Annotated in this window: 23 protein-coding genes; 10 read left to right on the top strand and 13 right to left on the bottom strand. The window is 63.9% G+C overall.

Annotation, left to right across the window (positions count from 1 at the left end; genetic code table 11):
• Window position 1 precedes the first annotated feature (1 nt).
• Window positions 2-382, bottom strand: a complete 381-nt coding sequence (locus tag Q4G22_RS04115) for a translation initiation factor 2 (RefSeq protein ID WP_303384629.1) — start codon at window positions 380-382, stop codon at window positions 2-4.
• A 148-nt stretch (window positions 383-530) separates the two neighbouring features.
• On the opposite strand from Q4G22_RS04115, the gene Q4G22_RS04110 reads away from it, so the two are divergent.
• From Q4G22_RS04110 to recR, 3 genes are read left to right on the top strand one after another with little or no spacing between them, the layout of a single operon-like run.
• Window positions 531-2,306, top strand: coding sequence for a DNA polymerase III subunit gamma/tau (locus Q4G22_RS04110; protein ID WP_303384628.1), 1,776 nt, complete (start codon window positions 531-533; stop codon window positions 2,304-2,306).
• Between the two features lies 1 nt (window position 2,307).
• Window positions 2,308-2,652, top strand: coding sequence for a YbaB/EbfC family nucleoid-associated protein (locus Q4G22_RS04105; RefSeq protein ID WP_303360145.1), 345 nt, complete (start codon window positions 2,308-2,310; stop codon window positions 2,650-2,652).
• Window positions 2,653-3,255: a recombination mediator RecR gene (gene recR / locus Q4G22_RS04100; protein WP_303384627.1), complete on the top strand. Its 603-nt coding sequence runs from the start codon at window positions 2,653-2,655 to the stop codon at window positions 3,253-3,255. It begins immediately after the preceding gene.
• A 96-nt stretch (window positions 3,256-3,351) separates the two neighbouring features.
• Here the strand turns inward: recR and Q4G22_RS04095 are convergent, their stop codons facing one another.
• The 9 genes from Q4G22_RS04095 to Q4G22_RS04055 form a co-directional block, all read right to left on the bottom strand.
• Window positions 3,352-3,804, bottom strand: coding sequence for an Hsp20 family protein (locus Q4G22_RS04095; protein ID WP_303384626.1), 453 nt, complete (start codon window positions 3,802-3,804; stop codon window positions 3,352-3,354).
• Between the two features lie 275 nt (window positions 3,805-4,079).
• The gene (locus Q4G22_RS04090) at window positions 4,080-4,325 is read right to left on the bottom strand and encodes a hypothetical protein (RefSeq protein ID WP_303384625.1); all 246 of its coding nucleotides are present in this window, start codon (window positions 4,323-4,325) and stop codon (window positions 4,080-4,082) included.
• 221 nt (window positions 4,326-4,546) lie between these two features.
• Complete coding sequence (locus tag Q4G22_RS04085; RefSeq protein ID WP_303384624.1) at window positions 4,547-4,681, bottom strand: hypothetical protein; 135 nt, start codon at window positions 4,679-4,681, stop codon at window positions 4,547-4,549.
• Entirely contained in the window at window positions 4,678-4,908 is a 231-nt protein-coding gene (locus Q4G22_RS04080) for a hypothetical protein (protein ID WP_303384623.1), read from the bottom strand. Before Q4G22_RS04080 ends, Q4G22_RS04085 begins: the two co-directional genes overlap by 4 nt.
• Before the next feature lie 9 nt (window positions 4,909-4,917).
• On the bottom strand, window positions 4,918-5,631 hold the full coding sequence (locus Q4G22_RS04075) for a hypothetical protein (RefSeq protein WP_303384622.1): 714 nt from the start codon (window positions 5,629-5,631) through the stop codon (window positions 4,918-4,920).
• Window positions 5,628-6,899 carry a glycolate oxidase subunit GlcF gene (gene glcF, locus Q4G22_RS04070; protein ID WP_303384621.1) on the bottom strand — a complete coding sequence of 424 codons (1,272 nt, stop codon included), beginning with the start codon at window positions 6,897-6,899 and terminating at the stop codon, window positions 5,628-5,630. Before glcF ends, Q4G22_RS04075 begins: the two co-directional genes overlap by 4 nt.
• The gene (locus tag Q4G22_RS04065) at window positions 6,899-7,930 is read right to left on the bottom strand and encodes an FAD-binding protein (RefSeq protein WP_303384726.1); all 1,032 of its coding nucleotides are present in this window, start codon (window positions 7,928-7,930) and stop codon (window positions 6,899-6,901) included. The genes glcF and Q4G22_RS04065 overlap by 1 nt, the downstream gene beginning before the upstream one ends.
• Window positions 7,931-7,934: 4 nt before the next feature.
• Window positions 7,935-9,380, bottom strand: a complete 1,446-nt coding sequence (locus tag Q4G22_RS04060; protein ID WP_303384620.1) for an FAD-linked oxidase C-terminal domain-containing protein — start codon at window positions 9,378-9,380, stop codon at window positions 7,935-7,937.
• Window positions 9,381-9,386: 6 nt separating this feature from the next.
• Complete coding sequence (locus Q4G22_RS04055; protein WP_303384619.1) at window positions 9,387-9,632, bottom strand: YdcH family protein; 246 nt, start codon at window positions 9,630-9,632, stop codon at window positions 9,387-9,389.
• An 86-nt stretch (window positions 9,633-9,718) separates the two neighbouring features.
• Between Q4G22_RS04055 and Q4G22_RS04050 the strand changes: the two genes are divergently transcribed.
• A complete protein-coding gene (locus tag Q4G22_RS04050) occupies window positions 9,719-10,489 on the top strand; it encodes a DUF599 domain-containing protein (RefSeq protein ID WP_303384618.1) in 771 nt (256 codons plus the stop codon).
• Here Q4G22_RS04050 and Q4G22_RS04045 read toward each other — a convergent pair.
• Window positions 10,398-11,594 carry an MFS transporter gene (locus Q4G22_RS04045; RefSeq protein WP_303384617.1) on the bottom strand — a complete coding sequence of 399 codons (1,197 nt, stop codon included), beginning with the start codon at window positions 11,592-11,594 and terminating at the stop codon, window positions 10,398-10,400. The genes Q4G22_RS04050 and Q4G22_RS04045 overlap by 92 nt on opposite strands.
• Before the next feature lie 131 nt (window positions 11,595-11,725).
• Between Q4G22_RS04045 and trpC the strand changes: the two genes are divergently transcribed.
• The 4 genes from trpC to lexA all read left to right on the top strand — a co-directional run bounded on the left by trpC (window position 11,726) and on the right by lexA (window position 14,948).
• The gene (gene trpC / locus Q4G22_RS04040) at window positions 11,726-12,517 is read left to right on the top strand and encodes an indole-3-glycerol phosphate synthase TrpC (RefSeq protein WP_303384616.1); all 792 of its coding nucleotides are present in this window, start codon (window positions 11,726-11,728) and stop codon (window positions 12,515-12,517) included.
• On the top strand, window positions 12,514-12,981 hold the full coding sequence (gene moaC / locus Q4G22_RS04035; RefSeq protein ID WP_303384615.1) for a cyclic pyranopterin monophosphate synthase MoaC: 468 nt from the start codon (window positions 12,514-12,516) through the stop codon (window positions 12,979-12,981). Before trpC ends, moaC begins: the two co-directional genes overlap by 4 nt.
• Entirely contained in the window at window positions 12,978-14,159 is a 1,182-nt protein-coding gene (glp, locus tag Q4G22_RS04030; protein WP_303384614.1) for a gephyrin-like molybdotransferase Glp, read from the top strand. The genes moaC and glp overlap by 4 nt, the downstream gene beginning before the upstream one ends.
• Window positions 14,160-14,252: 93 nt before the next feature.
• A complete protein-coding gene (gene lexA / locus Q4G22_RS04025) occupies window positions 14,253-14,948 on the top strand; it encodes a transcriptional repressor LexA (protein WP_303384613.1) in 696 nt (231 codons plus the stop codon).
• Between the two features lie 155 nt (window positions 14,949-15,103).
• Here lexA and hemC read toward each other — a convergent pair whose 3' ends face one another.
• Window positions 15,104-16,036 carry a hydroxymethylbilane synthase gene (gene hemC, locus Q4G22_RS04020; protein ID WP_303384612.1) on the bottom strand — a complete coding sequence of 311 codons (933 nt, stop codon included), beginning with the start codon at window positions 16,034-16,036 and terminating at the stop codon, window positions 15,104-15,106.
• A 74-nt stretch (window positions 16,037-16,110) separates the two neighbouring features.
• Between hemC and hemE the strand changes: the two genes are divergently transcribed.
• Window positions 16,111-17,139 carry a uroporphyrinogen decarboxylase gene (gene hemE, locus Q4G22_RS04015; RefSeq protein WP_303384611.1) on the top strand — a complete coding sequence of 343 codons (1,029 nt, stop codon included), beginning with the start codon at window positions 16,111-16,113 and terminating at the stop codon, window positions 17,137-17,139.
• Window positions 17,136-18,008: an EamA family transporter gene (locus Q4G22_RS04010; protein WP_303384610.1), complete on the top strand. Its 873-nt coding sequence runs from the start codon at window positions 17,136-17,138 to the stop codon at window positions 18,006-18,008. The genes hemE and Q4G22_RS04010 overlap by 4 nt, the downstream gene beginning before the upstream one ends.
• Here the strand turns inward: Q4G22_RS04010 and hemF are convergent, their stop codons facing one another.
• Window positions 18,009-18,863 carry an oxygen-dependent coproporphyrinogen oxidase gene (gene hemF, locus Q4G22_RS04005; RefSeq protein ID WP_303384609.1) on the bottom strand — a complete coding sequence of 285 codons (855 nt, stop codon included), beginning with the start codon at window positions 18,861-18,863 and terminating at the stop codon, window positions 18,009-18,011.
• Window positions 18,864-18,866 lie beyond the last annotated feature (3 nt).

The following is an 18,866-nucleotide window of genomic DNA, read 5'->3' as shown; positions in this document are numbered from 1 at the left end:
GTCAACGGCAGCTCAACGTGACCTCGACCGGATTGGGGGTCAAGTCGCGCATCGCACCGCTGCTGGCATCGACACCGGCGCCGATGACGCCGCCAACCAGCACATTACCCGCCATGGCCGCACTGCCACCGCCCGCAATTTTGTTGGTGACACGCACCTGCTGCGGCTCGCAGCGGTCCTTTTTGACCAGCACATTCAGTTCCGATTTACGCGGCAATTTAAAGGTGCAGGGGGTGCCATTACAGGTTTGCCCATCGCTCAACTGAACCTGCGCGCCCGAGGGATTAGAGTTCACCACCAGAACATCCGTCGTCCCACGCGTAATGGTCGCACAACCTGCAATGGACAGGATGGAACACATAAGAAATATTTTACCAATCATGGCGTTACCCTTTATATTTCGAGTTCCTTCCCTAACCTGCGGCACCTGAATCTTCCATTATTTTATACTGAAAATCTGAACAAAACAGGAACAGAATCTACCCCGCAAACCGTTGCAGACATCGGCACGCCCAGCTAACATCACCCCGGTGAAAAGGGGCAGTATGACCGACAGCGAACAGACTTATCAGGTGCTGGCCCGGAAATACCGGCCCGAAACCTTTGCCGATCTGGTCGGTCAGGATGCGATGGTGCGCACCCTGAAAAATGCCTTTGCCGCCGACCGGATCGCGCAGGCGTTCATCATGACCGGCATTCGCGGCACCGGCAAAACCACCACCGCGCGGATCATCGCCAAGGGGATGAACTGCATCGGCCCCGACGGCACTGGCGGGCCGACGACCGAACCTTGCGGTCGTTGCGAACATTGCGTGGCGATTGCCGAAGGCCGCCATGTCGATGTGCTGGAAATGGACGCCGCCAGCCGCACCGGCGTGAACGACATCCGCGAAATCATTGAATCCGTTCACTATCGCGCCGCATCCGCCCGCTACAAGATCTATATCATCGACGAAGTTCACATGCTGTCCACCAGCGCCTTTAACGCGCTGCTAAAAACGCTTGAGGAGCCGCCGCCGCATGTCAAATTCATCTTTGCCACCACCGAAATCCGTAAGGTGCCGGTCACGGTGCTGTCACGCTGTCAACGCTTTGATCTGCGCCGGATCGAGCCAGAGGTGATGATCGCCCTTCTGCGCCGCATCGCCACTGCTGAAAGCGCAGAAATCAGCGATGACGCGCTGGCGCTGATAACCCGCGCCGCCGAAGGCTCGGCCCGCGATGCGACCAGTCTGCTGGATCAGGCGATCAGCCATGGCGCGGGCGAAACCGGCGCGGCGCAGGTGCGGGCGATGCTGGGGTTGGCCGACCGGGGGCGGGTGCTGGACCTGTTCGAAATGATCCTGCGCGGCGATGCGGCAGCGGCCTTGGCAGAATTGCAGGGGCAATATGCCGATGGTGCCGACCCTGTCGCCGTGCTGCGCGATCTGGCGGAGATCACGCATTGGGTCTCGGTCGCGAAAATCACGCCCGAGGCACTGGATGATCCCACCGTCGCCCCCGACGAACGCAAACGGGGCGAGGATCTGGCCAGCCGTCTGGCCATGCGGGTGCTGACGCGGCTGTGGCAGATGCTGCTGAAATCGCTTGAGGAAGTTTCCGCCGCACCGAACGCCATGATGGCTGCCGAAATGGCGGTGATCCGCATGACTCATGTGGCCGACCTGCCCGACCCGGAATCGCTGATCCGACGCGTTCAACAAGCGCAGGCGGCGGGCGAATTCACCCGCGCCCCTGCCGCCCCCGCCGCGGCGCACACGCCCGCCCCCCAAGCCCGCGCCGTGGCCCAGCCAAGCGGTCAAGCAACCGCACTGGCTTTGTCGCCCGATGCAATCGCAGCCTTTCCCGACTTCGATTCGGTCGTGGATCTGATCCGGCGGATGCGCGATATGACCTTGCTGGTGCAGGTAGAAAATCACGTTGCGCTGGTGCGTTATGCGCCGGGGCGGATCGAATTCGAACCGCGCGGCCCCGCTCCGCCCGACCTCGCGCAGCGGCTGGCCGAACGGCTGCGCGGCTGGTCTGGTGGTCAACGCTGGGGCGTGTCCGTCGTCAACAGCGGGGGCGGCCCGACAATTGCCGAAACCCGCGCGACCCAGGCCGCGCAGGCCGAGGCCGAGGCGATGCAAAACCCGCTGGTGCAGGCCGTGTTCGCGACCTTCCCATCCGCGCGCATCACCCGGATCGTGACACCGCCACAGCCGGTTGAATCCGCGCCCGATCCGGCTACATCCCAGCATGAAACGGCCGAGGGCGTAATCGCCGCCGTCGCCGATGAATGGGACCCATTTGAGAACGAGGTATAAAATGCTGAAAGGTTTGGGCGGACTTGGCGACATGGCCAAGATGATGGCAGCCGCCAAAGATATGCAGGGCAAGGTCGAAAAGCTGCAAGAAGACCTGAACAGCATCACCGTCACAGGTGAGGCCGGGGCCGGTCTGGTCAAGGCCACCGCCACCGCCAAGGGCGAACTGACCGCCTTGGACATCGACCCGTCGATCTTTGTCGCCTCGGAAAAAGAAGTGGTCGAGGATCTGATTCTGGCCGCCATCAAGGACGCACAGCGTCGCGCCCAGGACCGTGCACAACAGGAAATGGCTCGCATTTCGGCTGATCTGGGCTTGCCAGCAGGCATGAAACTGCCGTTCTGAATGACCAGCGCCGACAGCGACGACATTCAGGCGCTGATAACGATGATGGCGCGGCTGCCGGGGCTTGGTCCCCGCTCGGCCCGTCGTATCGCCCTGCACCTGATCCGCAAACGCAGCGGCCAGATGGCGCAACTGGCCTCATTGTTGGACAGGGTGGCCTCCACTTCACGCGAATGCCTGACCTGCGGCAATATTACCGACCGCGACACCTGCGCGATCTGTGCCGACCCGGCCCGCGCCACCGGCGAGCTTTGCGTGGTTGAAGACGTGGCCGATCTGTGGGCGCTGGAACGCGCCCGCGCCTTTCGTGGTCGTTATCACGTGCTGGGCGGAACCTTGTCGGCGCTGGACGAAATTGGCCCCGAGGATCTGGGCATCCCGGCCCTGATCGACCGCATCCCGCGCGAAGGCATCGGCGAGGTGATCCTGGCCCTGAACGCCACGGTTGAAGGGCAGACCACTGCCCATTACATCGCCGAAGCACTGGACGGCACCGCCGTCACTGTGACCGGCCTCGCGCAAGGCGTGCCCATCGGTGGCGAACTTGACTATCTTGATGACGGCACCATTACCGCCGCCCTTCGGGCGCGGCGACGGCTTTAGAAAAAGGCGCGGAAACCCGCGCCCCGTCTTTCGTTTCCAAATATCCTACAGGGGGTCCGGGGGATGTAAAATCCCCCGGCGTCGCGGGACGCAAAATCAAGCGTCCAGCTTTTCAACCTTACCCGCCGCCTTGGCGATCTCGATCCGGCGCGGCTTCAGCGCCTCGGGGATTTCGCGGATCAGGTCGATGTGCAGCATGCCGTCAGCATGGCTGGCACCCTCAACGCGAACGTGATCGGCCAGCGTGAACTTGCGCTCGAACGCACGGGTGGCGATGCCGCGGTGAAGATAGGTGCGGCTTTCATCCTCGGTTGCCTTGCGGGCAGACACGATGACGGCACCATCGCGCATTTCGACCGTCAGATCGTCGGCGGCGAAACCGGCGACGGCGATGGAAATGCGATATGCATTTTCGCCAGTCTTTTCGATATTATAGGGCGGATAGGTCGGCGCGGCGACATCGGCGCTCAGCGCGCGGTCCATGACATCGGCCAGACGGTCGAAACCAACCGAAGCACGGTAAAGCGGGGTCAGATCAAGATTACGCATTGGACATCCTTTCACAGCGATGCGTTTGTGCCCCCCGATTGCGGGCGGGCGGATACCGGCGCCTGATGGCCATCCGGTGACAGAAATCTGGGGGCGACAGGACGGTTTTCAAGGGGCGCGACGCCGCCATCCTGCCATCAGCACCAGTGCCATGCCCACAGCAAGCGGAAGCCAGAAGAGCAAAACCCCGATGTGATCCAAGAAATTCGCTCCGCAAGCGCCAAGACCACACAAAAATGTGGCGAAAAGCACAAAAGCCAGAGCCGCCGCGCCAATCAGCAGCCAGCCCGCAAGCGCCAGCAGATGCGCCAGATCCAGATGCCGCCCGCCGCCGCAGCCAGCAGCCCTACCAGAAAAGGCAGCCAAAACAGCACGACCGCATTTGGGCTGAACCACGAGAACATGCCATAGCAGCGCCCCGGCGGACAGATCAGCCGATGCCCCAGTGGCCAGGCGAACACCATAAACCCCGCCAGAACCAGCCCACCAATCCAAGCCCGCCGCGCCTTATCATACTTCATAAACTCACCCCTCAGTCAGATCAGAACGCAGCTTTCTGTCGCAAAAGGGCAAGAACTGCGCACGATCGCCGCCATGCTGGCGACAAGCCTCAGTCTAAGGATGATCTGCAGCTTGGACCATGACCTGCTCAACTCTGCCGCAGACCCCACATCCCCCGGATCATCAGCACAGTCCCGATGATGACCCCAGGCCAAAGCGTCAGCTGCGCCAGATCACCAGATCAATCGGCCCGGCACATGGCGCGCGACCCGGCCAAGGCGCAGGCAAGACCATTCGCCACCTCAAGCGCCAGCCAGCCAAGACCGCACAGCAGCAGACCAGCGGCGATCAGCGCCTTGGCAACCCCGCGCCTCATTCCCTGATGCGCCGCCATCCCGATACGGCCATTACAACGCCGATCAAAAAAGGTGGCCAAAATATGCCAACGGCTTGGGCAGTGAACAGATCGCGCATCCAGATATAATCGCAGGCGCCCACGGTTGTCGCTCCGAAGCCGCAGCCATAGCTGATCAATACATACCACAGCAGCCAAGTCAGGGTTGCCAGAACGATGCCTGCGATCATCATAATACGGGCCTTCATGCCCTCTCCTTACCTGCGTCGCCACAGCCCCCAGAGGCCCCAAATTATCAGCACCCCGCCCAGCAGGGCCAGCGGCCAGAAACTATAGCGGGCTTCGGGGCTGAACCAGTCGATCGGGCAATTCCGCTGCCCGCCCCATGCGCAGGCATAGCCGTTGATATAGATGGTGATGAACCAGCCCAGAAAGCAAAGGAACGCGCCCAACAACATCAGCGGTATGGCGAGCCAACGTCTCATCCGCATCCTCATCGCACCGCGTATGGCCAGCGCGACACCGCCAAGAAAGAGCGGCCAGAACAGGCCAAGCGCCTCGGGGGAGAGCGTCTCGCCAATCGCATAGGGGACGCAGAACCACATCGCGGACAGGTTGAACCCGCAGCCAAACAGCCCGATCCAGAGCACAAAGGACAGCACGGCAATGCCCACGCCCACGGCCAGCATCCAGCGCCCTGAATGTCGCGGGCCATCGGGGCGCGGCGCAATCTGGGGCCGCCGCGCCCGCCAGCCCCAGACGGCCAGCGCGACGCCGACCAGAAAATAGGGCCAGAACAGATGCAGGGCCTCTTGGTTGAACAGCCCGGTCAGCCAGATGAAATCACATTGCGCCGGGCTGGTCGCGCCATAGCCGCAGCCCAAGGCAGTCAGCCAAAACCATAACAGCCAGGTCAGCGCGCTGATAACACAGCCGATGATAATCAGCGCGAGCGCGACGCCCCGGCTCATCCCAAAGCGCGCGGCTTTGGCCCGCCGGTCGCCCAGTCCAGCAGTTCGGCCGTATGCACCACCGGAATGTCCGTGCCGCCGCCGATCTGCATCATGCAGCCGATGTTGCCAGCGGCGATGATCTCGGGCGCGGTGGCCTCTAACGTAGCGACCTTGCGGCGGCGTAATTCGCCCGAAAGTTCCGGTTGCAGCAGGTTATACGTCCCGGCAGAGCCGCAGCACAGATGAGGGTCGGTGGGTTCGACCACGGTGAACCCGGCTTGCGCCAGCAAGGTCTTGGGCGTGGTTTTCACCTTTTGCCCGTGTTGCAACGAACAGGCCGAATGATAGGCGACGCGGCCCTGCGCCTGACCGGAGGGCAGGCCGTGACGTTCCAGAAACTCGGTCACATCCATCGCCAGCGCGGCGACCCGCGCGGCATCCGGGTCATCGGGCAGCAGGTGGACATAGTCCTTGATCGTCGTGCCGCAGCCCGAGGTGTTGATGATAATCGCGTCCAGCGGCCGGGCGGCCTCGGTCGCGATCAGGCTGGCGATGGCGGCGCGGGCCTTGGCCTTGCCGTCATCGGCGCGGCCCATATGCAAAGGCAGCGCGCCGCAGCAGCCAAAGTTATGTGGGATTACCACCTCGCAACCCGCACGGCGCAACAGGCGGATGGTGGCGTCGTTGATGTCGGTGTTCAGCGCCCGCTGCGCGCAGCCGATCATCAGCGCGACCCGCGCGCGGCACGCGCCGATGGGGGCGAAGGTCTGGCCATCGTCGTTGCGGCTGACCGGCGGGATCGTGGCCGGGGCCATCGACAGCATCGCCCGCAACCGCGCGTCCGGCATCAGCCGCGCAAAGGGGCGCGCGATTTTCGCCCCCAACATCGCCAGCCGGAACCGGCGAGGATGCGGGATGACCTGCGCCAGCAGCCAGCGCAGCGCCCGGTCGCGCCACGGGCGGCGATAGGTCGCCTGAACATGGGCGCGGGCGTGGTCAATCAGGTGCATGTAATGCACGCCGGATGGGCAAGTGGTCATGCAGGCAAGGCAGGACAAGCAACGGTCGATATGCAGCGCGGTTTTCTCATCGGCGGGGCGGCCGGATTCCAACATATCCTTGATCAGATAGATGCGCCCGCGCGGGCTGTCCAACTCGTCGCCCAACACCTGATATGTTGGACAGGTCGCCGTGCAAAAACCGCAATGCACACAGGCGCGCAGGATCTGATTTGATCGGGCAATCGCCGGGTCGGTCAGTTGTTCCGGGGTGAAATTCGTCTGCATCAGGCCGCCCCACCGAACAGGCCACGCGGATCGAACCGGCTGCGAACAGCCGTATTCAACGCCGCAATCGCCGGGTTTTCGGGCGGGATCAGTCCTGATTGCGCGCCTTTTACGCGCCGCGCATGGCCGGGAAAGGATGACAGGCGCGGTTCCTCGCCCGGCGGCAGTTCGACCCAGATCAGCGCTCCGCCCCAGTCGATCAGCGCAGGCTCCGGCAGCGCGGCCAGCAAGACGGGCGCGGCGCTTGGGTCGGTGACGATGCGCCACAGATCGCCGCCGGATGGCGTATTTGGGCAAACAGAAAGCGGATGGTCGGTCGTCTCGACGGCGCCAAAGCGGGCCAGATGCGTGGCCAGTGCATCGCGGCGGATGGCGACGGATTCGGGCAGGCCCTCGATCCGCAGCATTGCGCCCTGCCCCGGCTGCCATTGCGCCGCCGATACGTCAAAGGGCGCTGTCAGAGCTGTGGTCAGCGCCGGAATGGCGGCGATAGCGTCCAGTCCCGGCAGGTGCAAAATCGCACGAGCGGGCGGGATCGGCGTGGTTTTGAACGCGATTTCGGTCAGCACACCAAGGCTGCCTCGGCTGCCTGCGGCCAGTTTCACCAGATCATAGCCGGTAACATTCTTCATCACCCGTCCGCCGCTGCGGATCAGGGTTCCGGTCCCATCTACCATGCGCAGCCCGATCATTGCGTCACGGCAGGCCCCGGCCAGCACCCGGCGCGGACCCGAGGCATTGGCAGCCGCCACCCCGCCGACGGTTGATCCGGCGCGCACATCGGGTTCAAAGCCCAGCATCTGCCCCTGCGCGGCCAGCGTTGTCTGCACCTGTTCCAGTGGGGTTCCGGCCCGCACCACCAGAGTCAGCGCGGCGGGTTCATACAGCGTGATGCCGCTCAGCGCGGCGGTGGTCAGCGGCGTGCCCCGCGCCTCACCCGGCCACAGGCGCGTGCCGCCGCCCTGGATGGCCAGCGGCGCGCGGGCAGAGCGAATCATACAAGCCAGTTCGTCTTCGGTTTCGGGGCGCAGCGGCTCAGGCAGCATCCGACGCCCCCCTGCGCCGGGCGGCGGATACATGCAGCGGAAAGACCTTGGCCGGATTCAGCAGCCAGCGCGGGTCAAAAGCATCCTTGATCCGCATCTGCGCCTCAAGGTCATCGGTCGTGAACTGAACGTCCATCAAATCGCGCTTTTCGATGCCGACACCATGTTCGCCGGTCAGGCAACCGCCGACCTGCACGCACAGACGTAGAATATCGGCCCCCAGGGCCTCGGCCCGTTGCAGATCGCCGGGGGTGTTGGCGTCAAAGATGATCAGCGGGTGCATATTGCCATCGCCCGCGTGAAACACATTGGCCACGCGCAACCCTGCCGCAGCCGACATTTCTCCAATGCGGCCAAGCACATGCGGCAGACTGGACACCGGGATCGTGCCATCAAGGCACAGGTAGTCACCCAATTGCCCCATCGCGCCAAAGGCGGATTTGCGGCCCAGCCAGATACGGGCCGATTCCGCCTCGCTGCGGCTTTCGCGAAACTCCAGCGGCGCAAAGGTTTGGGCGATGTCGCGGATCAGGCGCAATTGTTCATCAATTTCCGGTGGCGTGCCCTCGACCTCGACGATCAGCAGCGCCTCGCAATCGGGATAACCGGCGCGAGCATGTTCCTCGGTCGCGTGGATGCAGGGGCGATCCATGAATTCGATGGCGACGGGCAGGATACCGGCGCGGATGATGCCCGCCACGCAGGCCCCGGCCGTTTCGCTGGAATCAAAGGCGATCAGCACCGGGCGGGCACCCGCGGGACGCGGCAGGATGCGCAGCACCGCCTCGGTCACGATGCCAAGCTGGCCTTCCGATCCGCAGGTCACGCCCAGCAGGTCAAGGCCCGCCGCCTCACCCATCGGGCCACCCAGTTCGACGACGGTGCCATCCATCAGCACCATGGTCGCGCCCAGCAGATTGTTGGTGGTGACGCCGTATTTCAGGCAATGCGCCCCGCCCGAGTTCATGGCGATATTGCCGCCGATGGCGCAGGCCAGTTGCGACGACGGATCGGGAGCATAGAAAAAGCCGATACCCTCGACCGCCTGCGACACCGACAAATTGGTGCGGCCCGCCTGCACGCGGATGGTGCGATCGCCGGAGTTGACGTCCAGCACGGCATTCATGCGGGCAAGGCCGATCACCACCGCGTCAGAGGTCGGCATCGAGCCACCGGCAAGGCTGGTCCCGGCCCCGCGCGGCACCACCGGCACCCGTTCGGCGTGACAAAGCCGCAAAACCGCCGCCACTTCGTCGGTTGAACGTGGCAGCACGACGGCCAGCGGCGGGCAGCGATAGGCGGCCAGCGCATCGCATTCATAGGCGCGCGTCTGCACCGGATCAGAGATCACGGCCCCCGGCACTGCCTGCTGTAGCAAGGCGACGATCTGATCGCGCCGCGCCAACAGGCGGGTATCGGGGGCCGGCATGTCCATGGCAGGTCAGACTGCCGTGTGCTGCGACAACATCCGCGCGATTTCGTCTTTCAGCCGGGCGCGCTGCTTGCGCAGTTCGGTTTCGTGTTCCTGCGAGGTCGGCTTGACCAGCGTTTCAGCGGCAGCCACCTCGTCGTTGACCGCGTCATATTCATCAAGCAGGCGCGCAAAATGAGCGTTGGACACCTTCAGATCATGAATCTTGTCGGCATCGTTGGGAAATTCTTCGTGGATTGCGTGGGCAGCGGCCATGGCTCTCTCCTCTTTTGGCGTTGGCAAGACGTTAGCCCCAGCGCAGGGGGCTTTCAACCTCGCAAACTCCTGCATAATCTGGCTGTATGATCTTGCCTGAACTGACCCTTGCCGGTGTTACGCCCGTTGATTTGCTTGGCCTGCTGCTGCTGGTGCCGGGATGGCTGATTCTGGGCTGGCTGATCGAAAACCCGCCTCAGGGCAAACCCTCGGTCAGCGTGCTGATGCAGCGTTACCGACGCGAGTGGATGCGCCATTTCGTCAATCGTGCACCACGTATTTTCGATGGCAACGTGCTGTCCAGCCTGCGCGAAGGCACGGCATTCTTTGCGTCGGCCTGCATGATCGCCTTGGGCGGCGGGCTGGCACTGGTCGGCAATGTCGAACGGCTGCGGGGTCTGGCCGCCGAACTGGATCTGGCCCCCATGGCGGGTGTTGATCCGGCCATCAAGCTGTTGCTGACGCTGATCTTTGTGGCCAACGCCTTTCTGAAATTCGTCTGGGCGCACCGGCTGTTCGGCTATTGCGCGATCCTGATGGCATCGGTTCCCGACCACGGCAGCGACCCTCAGGCGCTGCCGCGCGCAGATCAGGCGGCGGATGTGAATATTCAGGCGGCCAAGAACTTCAACGCCGGGCTGCGCAGCGTCTATTTCGCGCTCGGGTCGCTGGCGTGGCTGGGTGGCGGCTGGACCTTGTGTCTGGGCGCCGGGCTGGTGCTGTGGGTGACGTGGCGGCGCGAGTTTGCCTCCAGCTCGCGGCGGGTTATTCTGCGCGCCCTGCCCCCGGCACGTCTGCCCGATGCTGCCGCGACATCACCAGAGACAGAGCAAAAATCACCGCCCCCGCAGCCGTAAGCGCGACGCCGACCACGCCGGGCGAACGCCAGCCCCAACCAGCCGACAGCGCCATTCCGGCCAGAAACGGGCCAAGCGCGTTGGCTGCGTTAAAGGCGGCATGGTTCATCGCCGCCGCCATGCTTTGGGCGCGTCCGGCCACATCCATCAGCCGGGTTTGCAGCGGAATAACCAGCCCAGAACCGGCGGCGATCAGAAAGGCCGCCACGATCATTGCACCCCAGTGCCCCACCGTTAGCGAGGCCAGTGCCTGCGTAATCCCCATGGCCGCCAGACAGGCCCAGGCGGTTTTGACCGTGCCCCACCTTTCGACCAGCCGCCCGGTGAACCACGTCCCCAAGGTGCCGCCAACGCCGAACATGGCCAGCGCAGCCGGAACCGCCCAGCCCGGCGCCTGTGTCGTGGCCAGAATCGCGGCTGTCCAGAAGGCATAGACCGAAAACAGCCCGCCGAACCCGATCGCGCCCACGGCCAGAATCCACAGCACGCGCGGATTGGCCAGTGCGGCCAGTTCGTCCAGCGGGCGATGGCCCGCCGTGCCGGTGCCGCGTGGCGCAAACCGCAAAATCAGCGCCGCCGCCACCAGTGCGATCAGCCCCGGCATAGCAAAGCCCCATCGCCAGCCGATATTCTGCCCCATCCAGCCCGCCAGCGGCACACCAAAGATATTGGCCACCGTCAGCCCCAACAGCACCTGCGCCGCCGCGCGCCCGCGCTGGTTCAGCGAAGCGCCATCGGCCGCCATCAGCATCGCCACGCCCAGATAGCCACCATGCGGCAGCCCGGCCAAAAACCGCGTTCCCGCCAGCGTCGCATAGCCCGGCAGCACCGCCGCCGCGAGGTTCATCACCGCATAAAACGCCATCAGCGCCGCCAGATAGCGCCGCCGCGGCAACCGTGCCCCCAGAATCGAGGTCAACGGCGCGCCGATCACGACACCAAGCGCATAGGCGCTGATGACATGTCCCGCCTCGGGTTCTGAAATCGCCAGATCGGCGGCAAAAAACGGCAGCAGCCCCATCGCCGCAAATTCCGACGTGCCAATGGCAAAGGCCCCCAGGGCAAGGGCAAGAATCATGGGCAGCGTATTGGTCTGCGTGGTCATGGCGGCTCTCTATGGGATAGGCGTGTAGATTGCGTTAACGGCTGTGTGACACAATACCGCAGATCGCAAGGCCGGGTTGCGCGCCACACAACGCGGCTTTTCCTGCGGCGACGGGCGCGATAGAAAGCGGTATGGATATTCTGGATAAAATCCGGGCCTACAAGCTCGATGAAGTCGCCGCCGCGAAACGCGCCCGCCCCTTGGCCCTGGTCGAAGATCAGGCCCGCGCCGCATCCGCCCCTCGCGGCTTTGCCGCTGCGCTGACACAAAAGGCGGCGCACGGCCCGGCGCTGATTGCTGAAATAAAAAAGGCCAGCCCCTCCAAAGGGTTGATCCGCGCCGACTTCAACCCGCCCGCACTGGCCCGCGCCTATGAACAGGGCGGCGCGGCCTGCCTGTCGGTGCTGACGGATTCGCCCAGCTTTCAGGGTGCGCCGGAATTTCTGACCAAAGCCCGCGATGCCTGCACTCTGCCCGCGCTGCGCAAAGATTTTCTATACGACACCTATCAGGTGGCCGAGGCGCGCGCCTGGGGGGCCGATTGCATCCTGATTATCATGGCCTCGGTCGATGACACACTGGCGGCGGAACTTGAGGATGCGGCGCTCCATTGGGGCATGGATGCGCTGATCGAGGTTCACGACCACACCGAACTGGATCGCGCGCTGCGGCTGAAATCACCCATGATCGGAATTAATAACCGTAATCTCAAGACGTTCGATGTCACTCTTGATGTGACTCGCGAACTCGCGCCGCATATTCCGGCAGGGCGCGATGTGGTCTGCGAAAGTGGCCTGTTCACTTCTGGCGACCTGGCCGCGATGATGGAAATCGGCGCACGTCGCTTTCTGATTGGCGAAAGCCTGATGCGGCAGGATGACGTCGTCGCCGCCACACGCGACATTCTGGGAGTCTCCCCGTGACCCTGACGCATTTTGACCAATCAGGTCAGGCGCATATGGTCGATGTCTCAGGCAAGGCATCAACCGCGCGCGAGGCCGTAGCAGAAGGCTTTGTCATCATGTCATCCGAGACGCTGGCCTTGGCGCAGGGCGGCGCAGCCAAGGGCGATGTCCTGGGGGTCGCGCGGCTGGCCGGGATCATGGGTGCGAAACGCACCGCCGATCTGATCCCGCTCTGCCACCCGCTGCCGATTACCAAGGTCGCGCTGGACCTGACCCCTGACCCCGACCTACCCGGCATTCGTGTGCAGGCCACCGTGCGCACCTCTGGCCAGACCGGGGTCGAGATGGAGGCGCTGACTGCCGTCTCAACCGCCTGCCTGACCGTCTATGACATGCTGAAAGCCGCCGAAAAGGGAATTCAGATCAATGGCATCCGCCTACTGCGGAAGACCGGCGGAAAATCCGGGGATTGGCAGGCATGATTTCCGTGGACGAGGCGTTGACCCGCGTTCTGGCGCTGGCCCACCCACCCAAGGCCGGGACACTGCCACTGGCCGAGGCGGCCGGGCGCGTTCTGCTGCACCCGGCTGTCGCGCGACTGACTCAGCCGCCCTTCGATTCCGCCGCAATGGACGGTTATGCCTTGCGCGATGCCGATCTGCCCGGCCCTCTGCGCGTGATCGGCGAGGCGGCGGCGGGTCACCCGTGGAACGGGCAAGCTACCCCCGGAACCGCCGTGCGCATCTTTACCGGCGCGCCGGTGCCTGCGGGCTATGACCGCGTGGTGATGCAGGAAAACTGCATGCGCGAGGGTGAAAAGGTAACGATCACCGATGCGTCAGGCGGCACCAATATCCGCGCGCGCGGTGGCGATTTCGCCGAGGGTCAGGCGATCAAGGCGCCACGCCTGCTGCGCGCCGCCGACATCGGCTTGCTGGCGGCGATGAATGTCGCACAGGTCACGGTCGCGCACCGTCCGCGCGTAGCGATCATCGCCTCGGGTGACGAACTCGTGCGGCCGGGAGAGGCGGTGGCACAAGGGCAGATTGTCAGCTCGAACGATCTGATCGTCGCCGCCCTGGCACGTGACGCCGGGGCCGTCGCCGATATTCTGCCGATTGCCCGCGACACCGAATCCAGTCTGCGCGACGTATTTGCCCAGGCCGCGGGCGCGGATCTGATCGTGACCATCGGCGGCGCCTCGGTCGGCGATCACGATCTGGTCGGCAAGGTCGCCGTCGATCTGGGGCTGGAGCGGTCGTTCTACAAGATCGCCATGCGCCCCGGCAAGCCACTGATGGCGGGCCGAATGGGTAACGCGGCAATGCTGGGCCTTCCCGGAAATCCTGTTTCATCATATGTTTGCGCTATATTGTTTATGCAACCTCTAATTCACGCGATGCAGGGACTGCCTGAGCAACCGCGCAAGCTGCGCGCCCGGCTGACCTGCGATCTGCCCCCCGAGGGTGCGCGCCAGCATTACCTGCGCGCACGGCTGGTGGCGGGGGACGGCCTGTCCGGCATCACCCCCTATAAGGATCAGGATTCCGCACGGTTGACGGTTCTGGCGGATGCCGATGCGCTGCTGGTGCGGCCCGCAAACGACCCGGCCCGTCAGGCTGGTGACGTGGTGGACTATCTGCCGCTGCACGCAGGTTAATCTTTTGTTCACGCTCTTGTGGTCTAGATGTTGACGCGATTCGTCGCACAGTCTAGAACATACCCCGAACACCGGGCCGGGAAAGGTGAACCAATGCTGACCAAAAAACAGATCGAGCTGTTGGATTTCATCCAGAAGCGTATGGCGCGCGATGGTGTGCCGCCGTCCTTTGATGAAATGAAAGATGCATTGGATCTGCGGTCAAAATCCGGCATCCATCGACTGATTACCGCACTGGAAGAGCGCGGCTTTATCCGTCGTTTGCCCCATCGCGCCCGTGCATTGGAAATCGTGCGTCTGCCCGAAAGCATTGCCCGCGACCCCAAAGCGGGTTTCACCCCGACCGTCATCAGCAACAACCGCCCCCCGCGACCGCGCGGCGCCATGGCGGTCACGGACAGCCCGGCGGTGGAACTGCCGCTGATGGGCCGCATCGCCGCCGGGGTCCCGATCGAGGCGATTTCCGAAGTTTCTCATCACGTCGCCGTCCCCGGCAGCATGATCGGCGGACGCGAGCGCCACTATGCGCTTGAGGTCAAAGGCGATTCGATGATCGAAGCGGGGATCAACGACGGCGATGTCGTGGTGATCCGCGAACAGGATAATGCCGAAAACGGCGACATCATTGTGGCGCTGGTTGACGGACACGAGGCGACGCTGAAACGCTATCGCCGTCGTGGCGGCATGATCGCGCTTGAGGCTGCGAACCCCGCCTATGAAACCCGCATTCTGCCCGAGGATGCCGTCCGCGTTCAGGGCCGTCTGGTCGGGCTGATCCGCAGCTATTGATCGCGGCGCATTCCTGACAGCGCTGGAGCCGCGAACAGGCTGCTTGCCAAGAATTGGTGAGGGGGCTTCAGTCTGTCCGGCCCCACTGCAACCGCCCGACCGAATACCTGCGCCCAAGGCATGGCCTCTTGCGCCTTACGCAGAGTGACAGGCCGTCAGGCAAAGAACCCCGGCCCGGCCCGCGTTAACAACTCATTCGCCAGATCAGTGCCAATAGCTGCCGCATCTTCCACCGCCCCATGACGTTCGCCCGCAATCACCTTGGCCCCGTCGGGGCTCAAAATCTCGCCGCGCAGGCGCAGGGTTTCACCGTCGATTTCCGCCAAGCCGGCAATCGGCGTCTGGCAAGATCCATCCAGCCGCGCCAGAAACGCGCGTTCAGCCGTAATACGGATACCCGTGGCAGTATCGTGCAACGCAGCCAGCAAATGCGCCGCCGTTTCATCATCCGCGCGCCGCTCGACCGTGATCGCACCCTGCGCCACGGCAGGCAGCATATCTTCGGGGGAAATGGCACTCCGGGCGATGTGGCTCATCCCAAGCCGGTTCAGCCCGGCCATCGCCAAAAACGTCGCAATGGCGACCCCGTCCTCCAGCTTGCGCAGCCGGGTCTGAACGTTACCGCGAAACTCGACCAGTTGCAGATCGGGGCGCCGGTGGGTCAGTTGCGCGCGGCGGCGCAGACTGGACGACCCGACAACCGCGCCCTGCGGCAAGGCGGCAATCGAATCGAACTCGGAACTGACAAAGGCGTCGCGCACATCTTCACGCGGCAGGAAACAATCCAGCACCAGACCGTCGGGCTGGATCGTCGGCATATCCTTGCAGGAATGCACGGCGATGTCGATCGCGCCGGACAGCATCGCATCCTCGATCTCGCGCGTGAACAGGCCCTTGCCACCGATTTCATTCAGCGGTCGGTCCAGCACACGGTCGCCGGTGGTTTTGATAACCACGATTTCGATGGCAGCGGCGCTCAGGCCGTGGGTGGCCATCAGCCGGTCACGGGTTTCATGCGCTTGCGCAAGGGCCAGCGCCGACCCTCGGGTGCCGATTTTCAGCGGGCGGTTCTCGTTTGGCATATCCATGCCCTGCGCATACCGCCCCGACCGGCGCTTGACAATGCGCCCCCCGCCCTGTCGATAGGCAGCAGGAGGCTAAGATGACCAAGACGATCCTGCGCGCCCTTGCGGGCGAGGCCCTGCCCACCCCGCCGATCTGGATGATGCGGCAGGCCGGGCGTTATTTGCCGGAATACCGCGCGACCCGTGCCCAGGCCGGAGATTTCCTGTCGCTGTGCTATACCCCCGATCTTGCGGCCGAGGTGACGTTGCAACCCATCCGGCGCTATGGCTTTGATGCGGCGATACTTTTTGCCGATATTCTGCTGGTGCCACAGGCTCTGGGGCTGGACCTGTGGTTCGTTACCGGCGAAGGTCCGCGGCTGTCCACCGTCACCACTGCGGATCAGATTGCGGCGCTAAAGCCGACCGACGCGATCCATGGCACGCTGTCGCCGGTCTATGAAACCGTGCGCATCCTGTCGCGCGAATTGCCGCGCGACACCACGCTGATCGGTTTTGCCGGGGCGCCCTGGACTGTGGCGACCTATATGGTTGCCGGGCGTGGCACCAAGGATCAAGGCCCGGCCCATGCGATGATCGCGGCGGATCGGACGGCGTTTGCGGCGCTGATCGACCGCATTACCGAGGCGACCATCGCCTATCTGTCCGCCCAGATCGAGGCCGGGGCCGAGGTGGTCAAGCTGTTCGACAGCTGGGCGGGAAGCCTGCAAGGTGCTGATTTCGATCAATTTTCACTGGAACCGACACGCAAGATCATTGCCGCGTTGAAGGCTCGGCATCCCGGCATTCCGGTTATCTCCTTCCCGCGCGAGGCAGGGGATCGCTATATCGGCTTTGCCCGCGCGACCGGGGCCGATTGTGTGGCGCTGGATAATTCGGTCAGCGCTGAATGGGCCGCCGCCAATGTGCAAAAGGACGGTTGCGTTCAGGGCAATCTGGACCCGCGGCATATGGTCACAGGTGGTGCAGATCTGGTCGCCGAGACCCGCCGCATCGTTGATGCCTTCCGGGGCGGGCCGCATATCTTTAATCTTGGGCATGGCATCACCCCCGACGCCGACCCCGATAACGTCGCCCTGATGATCGAGACCGTGCGCGGCGCATGATCTGGGCCGTCGCCACGATCATCGCGGCGGCATTGCAAACCGCGCGCAATGCCGCGCAGGCCGGGCTGGATCAAAAGATCGGCCCGGTCGGCGCGACTTCGGTCCGCTTTATCTTTGGCCTGCCCTTTGCGCTGTTGGCTGCGGGGCTGATCGCAGCCGTGAATGGGCTGCCGCACCCCACTGTCGCAACCTTTGGTTGGGCTGCGTTTGGTGCCGTCGCGCAGATCGCCGCCACCGCTTTCATGCTGCTGACCATGCGCGGGCGCGGCTTTGGCGTCGCCACCGCATTGATGAAGACCGAGCCGATCACGCTGGCCATCATCGGTGCACTGCTGCTGACCGAGCCGCTGACCCTGCCTCAACTTGGCGCCATCCTGATCGCTGTATCGGGGGTGATCCTGATTTCAGCCGCGGACTGGAGCCGCGCCAGCCTGCGCGGCATCGCAACCGGCATCACTGCGGGCGCGCTGTTCGGTCTGTCGGCCATCGGCTTTCGCGGCGCGATCCTGACCTTGCCGGGCGGCGCGTTCGTGACACAAGCGGCGCTGGTTTTGGCCATCACACTGCTGATCCAGACAGGATTGTGCCTGATCTGGCTGGTGGCGGCCAATCCTGTCGCACTGGCCGGGATGCGGCGTGAATGGCGCACATCTGTCGGGGCCGGAGGCCTTGGGGCGGCGGCCAGCCTGTTCTGGTTTATCGGATTCGCATTAACCCCGGCAGCGAATGTGCGCACGCTGGCCCTGATCGAAGTCGTCTTTGCGCAAATCGTTTCGGGCCGCGTGTTCCGGCAGGCCGCAACGGCGCGTCAGATTATCGGCATGGCGCTGATTTTGGGGGGCGTGATCCTGCTGCTGCGTGTCGCCTGATTACACCCATTTCGCCAGCGGCGGCAGGCTCATCAGCACGGCATCGGCGTTGTGGCCGGTTTCCAGCCCGAATTTCGTGCCCCGGTCATAAACGAGGTTATACTCCGCATAAAGCCCGCGATGGATCAGTTGCTGATCCTTGTCGGCCTCAGACCATGCCTGCGCCATCCGCGCTTCGGCCAGCGGTAGAAAGGCCGGCAAAAAGGCCGCGCCGACCGCCTGCGTAAAGGCGAAATCCGCATCCCAGTCACCCGTGTTCAGATCGTCGAAAAAGATACCGCCTACCCCGCGCGCCCGGCCCCGGTGCGGGATGAAGAAATATTCATCCGCCCAAGCCTTGAAGCGGTCATAATAATCGCCCCCGTGCGGCGCGCAGGCATCACGCATAACCATATGAAAATACTTGGTATCTTCGGGGTATTCGATGCAAGGGTTCAAGTCGGCCCCGCCGCCGAACCACCATGCGCCGGGGGTCCAGAACATCCGCGTGTTCATATGCACAGCCGGCGCGTGGGGGTTTTGCATATGCGCCACCAGACTGATCCCCGACGCCCAAAAGCGCGGATCGCTGTCCATGCCCGGAACACCGCGCGCCGCCATTGCGGCCTGCGCGCGCGGGGCCAGCGTGCCGTGAACCTCGGACCAGTTGACGCCGACTTTTTCGAACACTCGCCCACCGCGCATCACCGACATGATGCCGCCGCCGCCATCCTCGCCGCGCTGTGTGGGCGTCACCTCGAACCGGCCCGGCGTGGTCTCACCCGGCCCGCGATCCTCCAACGCCTCGAAAGCCTGCGTGATCTGATTGCGCAGCGATCTGAACCAATTGGCAGCGGTGCGGCGGGCGGCGTCCATGAT

Origin of the sequence: Paracoccus sp. (in: a-proteobacteria) (assembly GCF_030538655.1) — a bacterium.
In the GTDB taxonomy this organism is placed as follows: domain Bacteria; phylum Pseudomonadota; class Alphaproteobacteria; order Rhodobacterales; family Rhodobacteraceae; genus Paracoccus.
This window is presented reverse-complemented; position numbering and strand designations above follow the sequence as displayed.

Excerpts from the sequence above, each read along its gene's own strand:
- Q4G22_RS04050 (WP_303384618.1), top strand. The coding sequence starts at position 9,719 with ATGATCTTGCCTGAACTGACCCTTGCCGGTGTTACGCCCGTTGATTTG.
- Q4G22_RS04095 (WP_303384626.1), bottom strand. The coding sequence starts at position 3,804 with ATGCGTAATCTTGATCTGACCCCGCTTTACCGTGCTTCGGTTGGTTTC.
- lexA (WP_303384613.1), top strand. The coding sequence starts at position 14,253 with ATGCTGACCAAAAAACAGATCGAGCTGTTGGATTTCATCCAGAAGCGT.
- glcF (WP_303384621.1), bottom strand. The coding sequence starts at position 6,899 with ATGCAGACGAATTTCACCCCGGAACAACTGACCGACCCGGCGATTGCC.
- hemE (WP_303384611.1), top strand. The coding sequence starts at position 16,111 with ATGACCAAGACGATCCTGCGCGCCCTTGCGGGCGAGGCCCTGCCCACC.
- Q4G22_RS04075 (WP_303384622.1), bottom strand. The coding sequence starts at position 5,631 with ATGAGCCGGGGCGTCGCGCTCGCGCTGATTATCATCGGCTGTGTTATC.
- Q4G22_RS04045 (WP_303384617.1), bottom strand. The coding sequence starts at position 11,594 with ATGACCACGCAGACCAATACGCTGCCCATGATTCTTGCCCTTGCCCTG.
- Q4G22_RS04055 (WP_303384619.1), bottom strand. The coding sequence starts at position 9,632 with ATGGCCGCTGCCCACGCAATCCACGAAGAATTTCCCAACGATGCCGAC.
- Q4G22_RS04060 (WP_303384620.1), bottom strand. The coding sequence starts at position 9,380 with ATGGACATGCCGGCCCCCGATACCCGCCTGTTGGCGCGGCGCGATCAG.
- trpC (WP_303384616.1), top strand. The coding sequence starts at position 11,726 with ATGGATATTCTGGATAAAATCCGGGCCTACAAGCTCGATGAAGTCGCC.
- Q4G22_RS04105 (WP_303360145.1), top strand. The coding sequence starts at position 2,308 with ATGCTGAAAGGTTTGGGCGGACTTGGCGACATGGCCAAGATGATGGCA.
- glp (WP_303384614.1), top strand. The coding sequence starts at position 12,978 with ATGATTTCCGTGGACGAGGCGTTGACCCGCGTTCTGGCGCTGGCCCAC.
- Q4G22_RS04115 (WP_303384629.1), bottom strand. The coding sequence starts at position 382 with ATGATTGGTAAAATATTTCTTATGTGTTCCATCCTGTCCATTGCAGGT.
- hemF (WP_303384609.1), bottom strand. The coding sequence starts at position 18,863 with ATGGACGCCGCCCGCCGCACCGCTGCCAATTGGTTCAGATCGCTGCGC.
- Q4G22_RS04080 (WP_303384623.1), bottom strand. The coding sequence starts at position 4,908 with ATGAAGGCCCGTATTATGATGATCGCAGGCATCGTTCTGGCAACCCTG.
- Q4G22_RS04090 (WP_303384625.1), bottom strand. The coding sequence starts at position 4,325 with ATGAAGTATGATAAGGCGCGGCGGGCTTGGATTGGTGGGCTGGTTCTG.
- Q4G22_RS04010 (WP_303384610.1), top strand. The coding sequence starts at position 17,136 with ATGATCTGGGCCGTCGCCACGATCATCGCGGCGGCATTGCAAACCGCG.
- recR (WP_303384627.1), top strand. The coding sequence starts at position 2,653 with ATGACCAGCGCCGACAGCGACGACATTCAGGCGCTGATAACGATGATG.
- Q4G22_RS04085 (WP_303384624.1), bottom strand. The coding sequence starts at position 4,681 with ATGAGGCGCGGGGTTGCCAAGGCGCTGATCGCCGCTGGTCTGCTGCTG.
- hemC (WP_303384612.1), bottom strand. The coding sequence starts at position 16,036 with ATGGATATGCCAAACGAGAACCGCCCGCTGAAAATCGGCACCCGAGGG.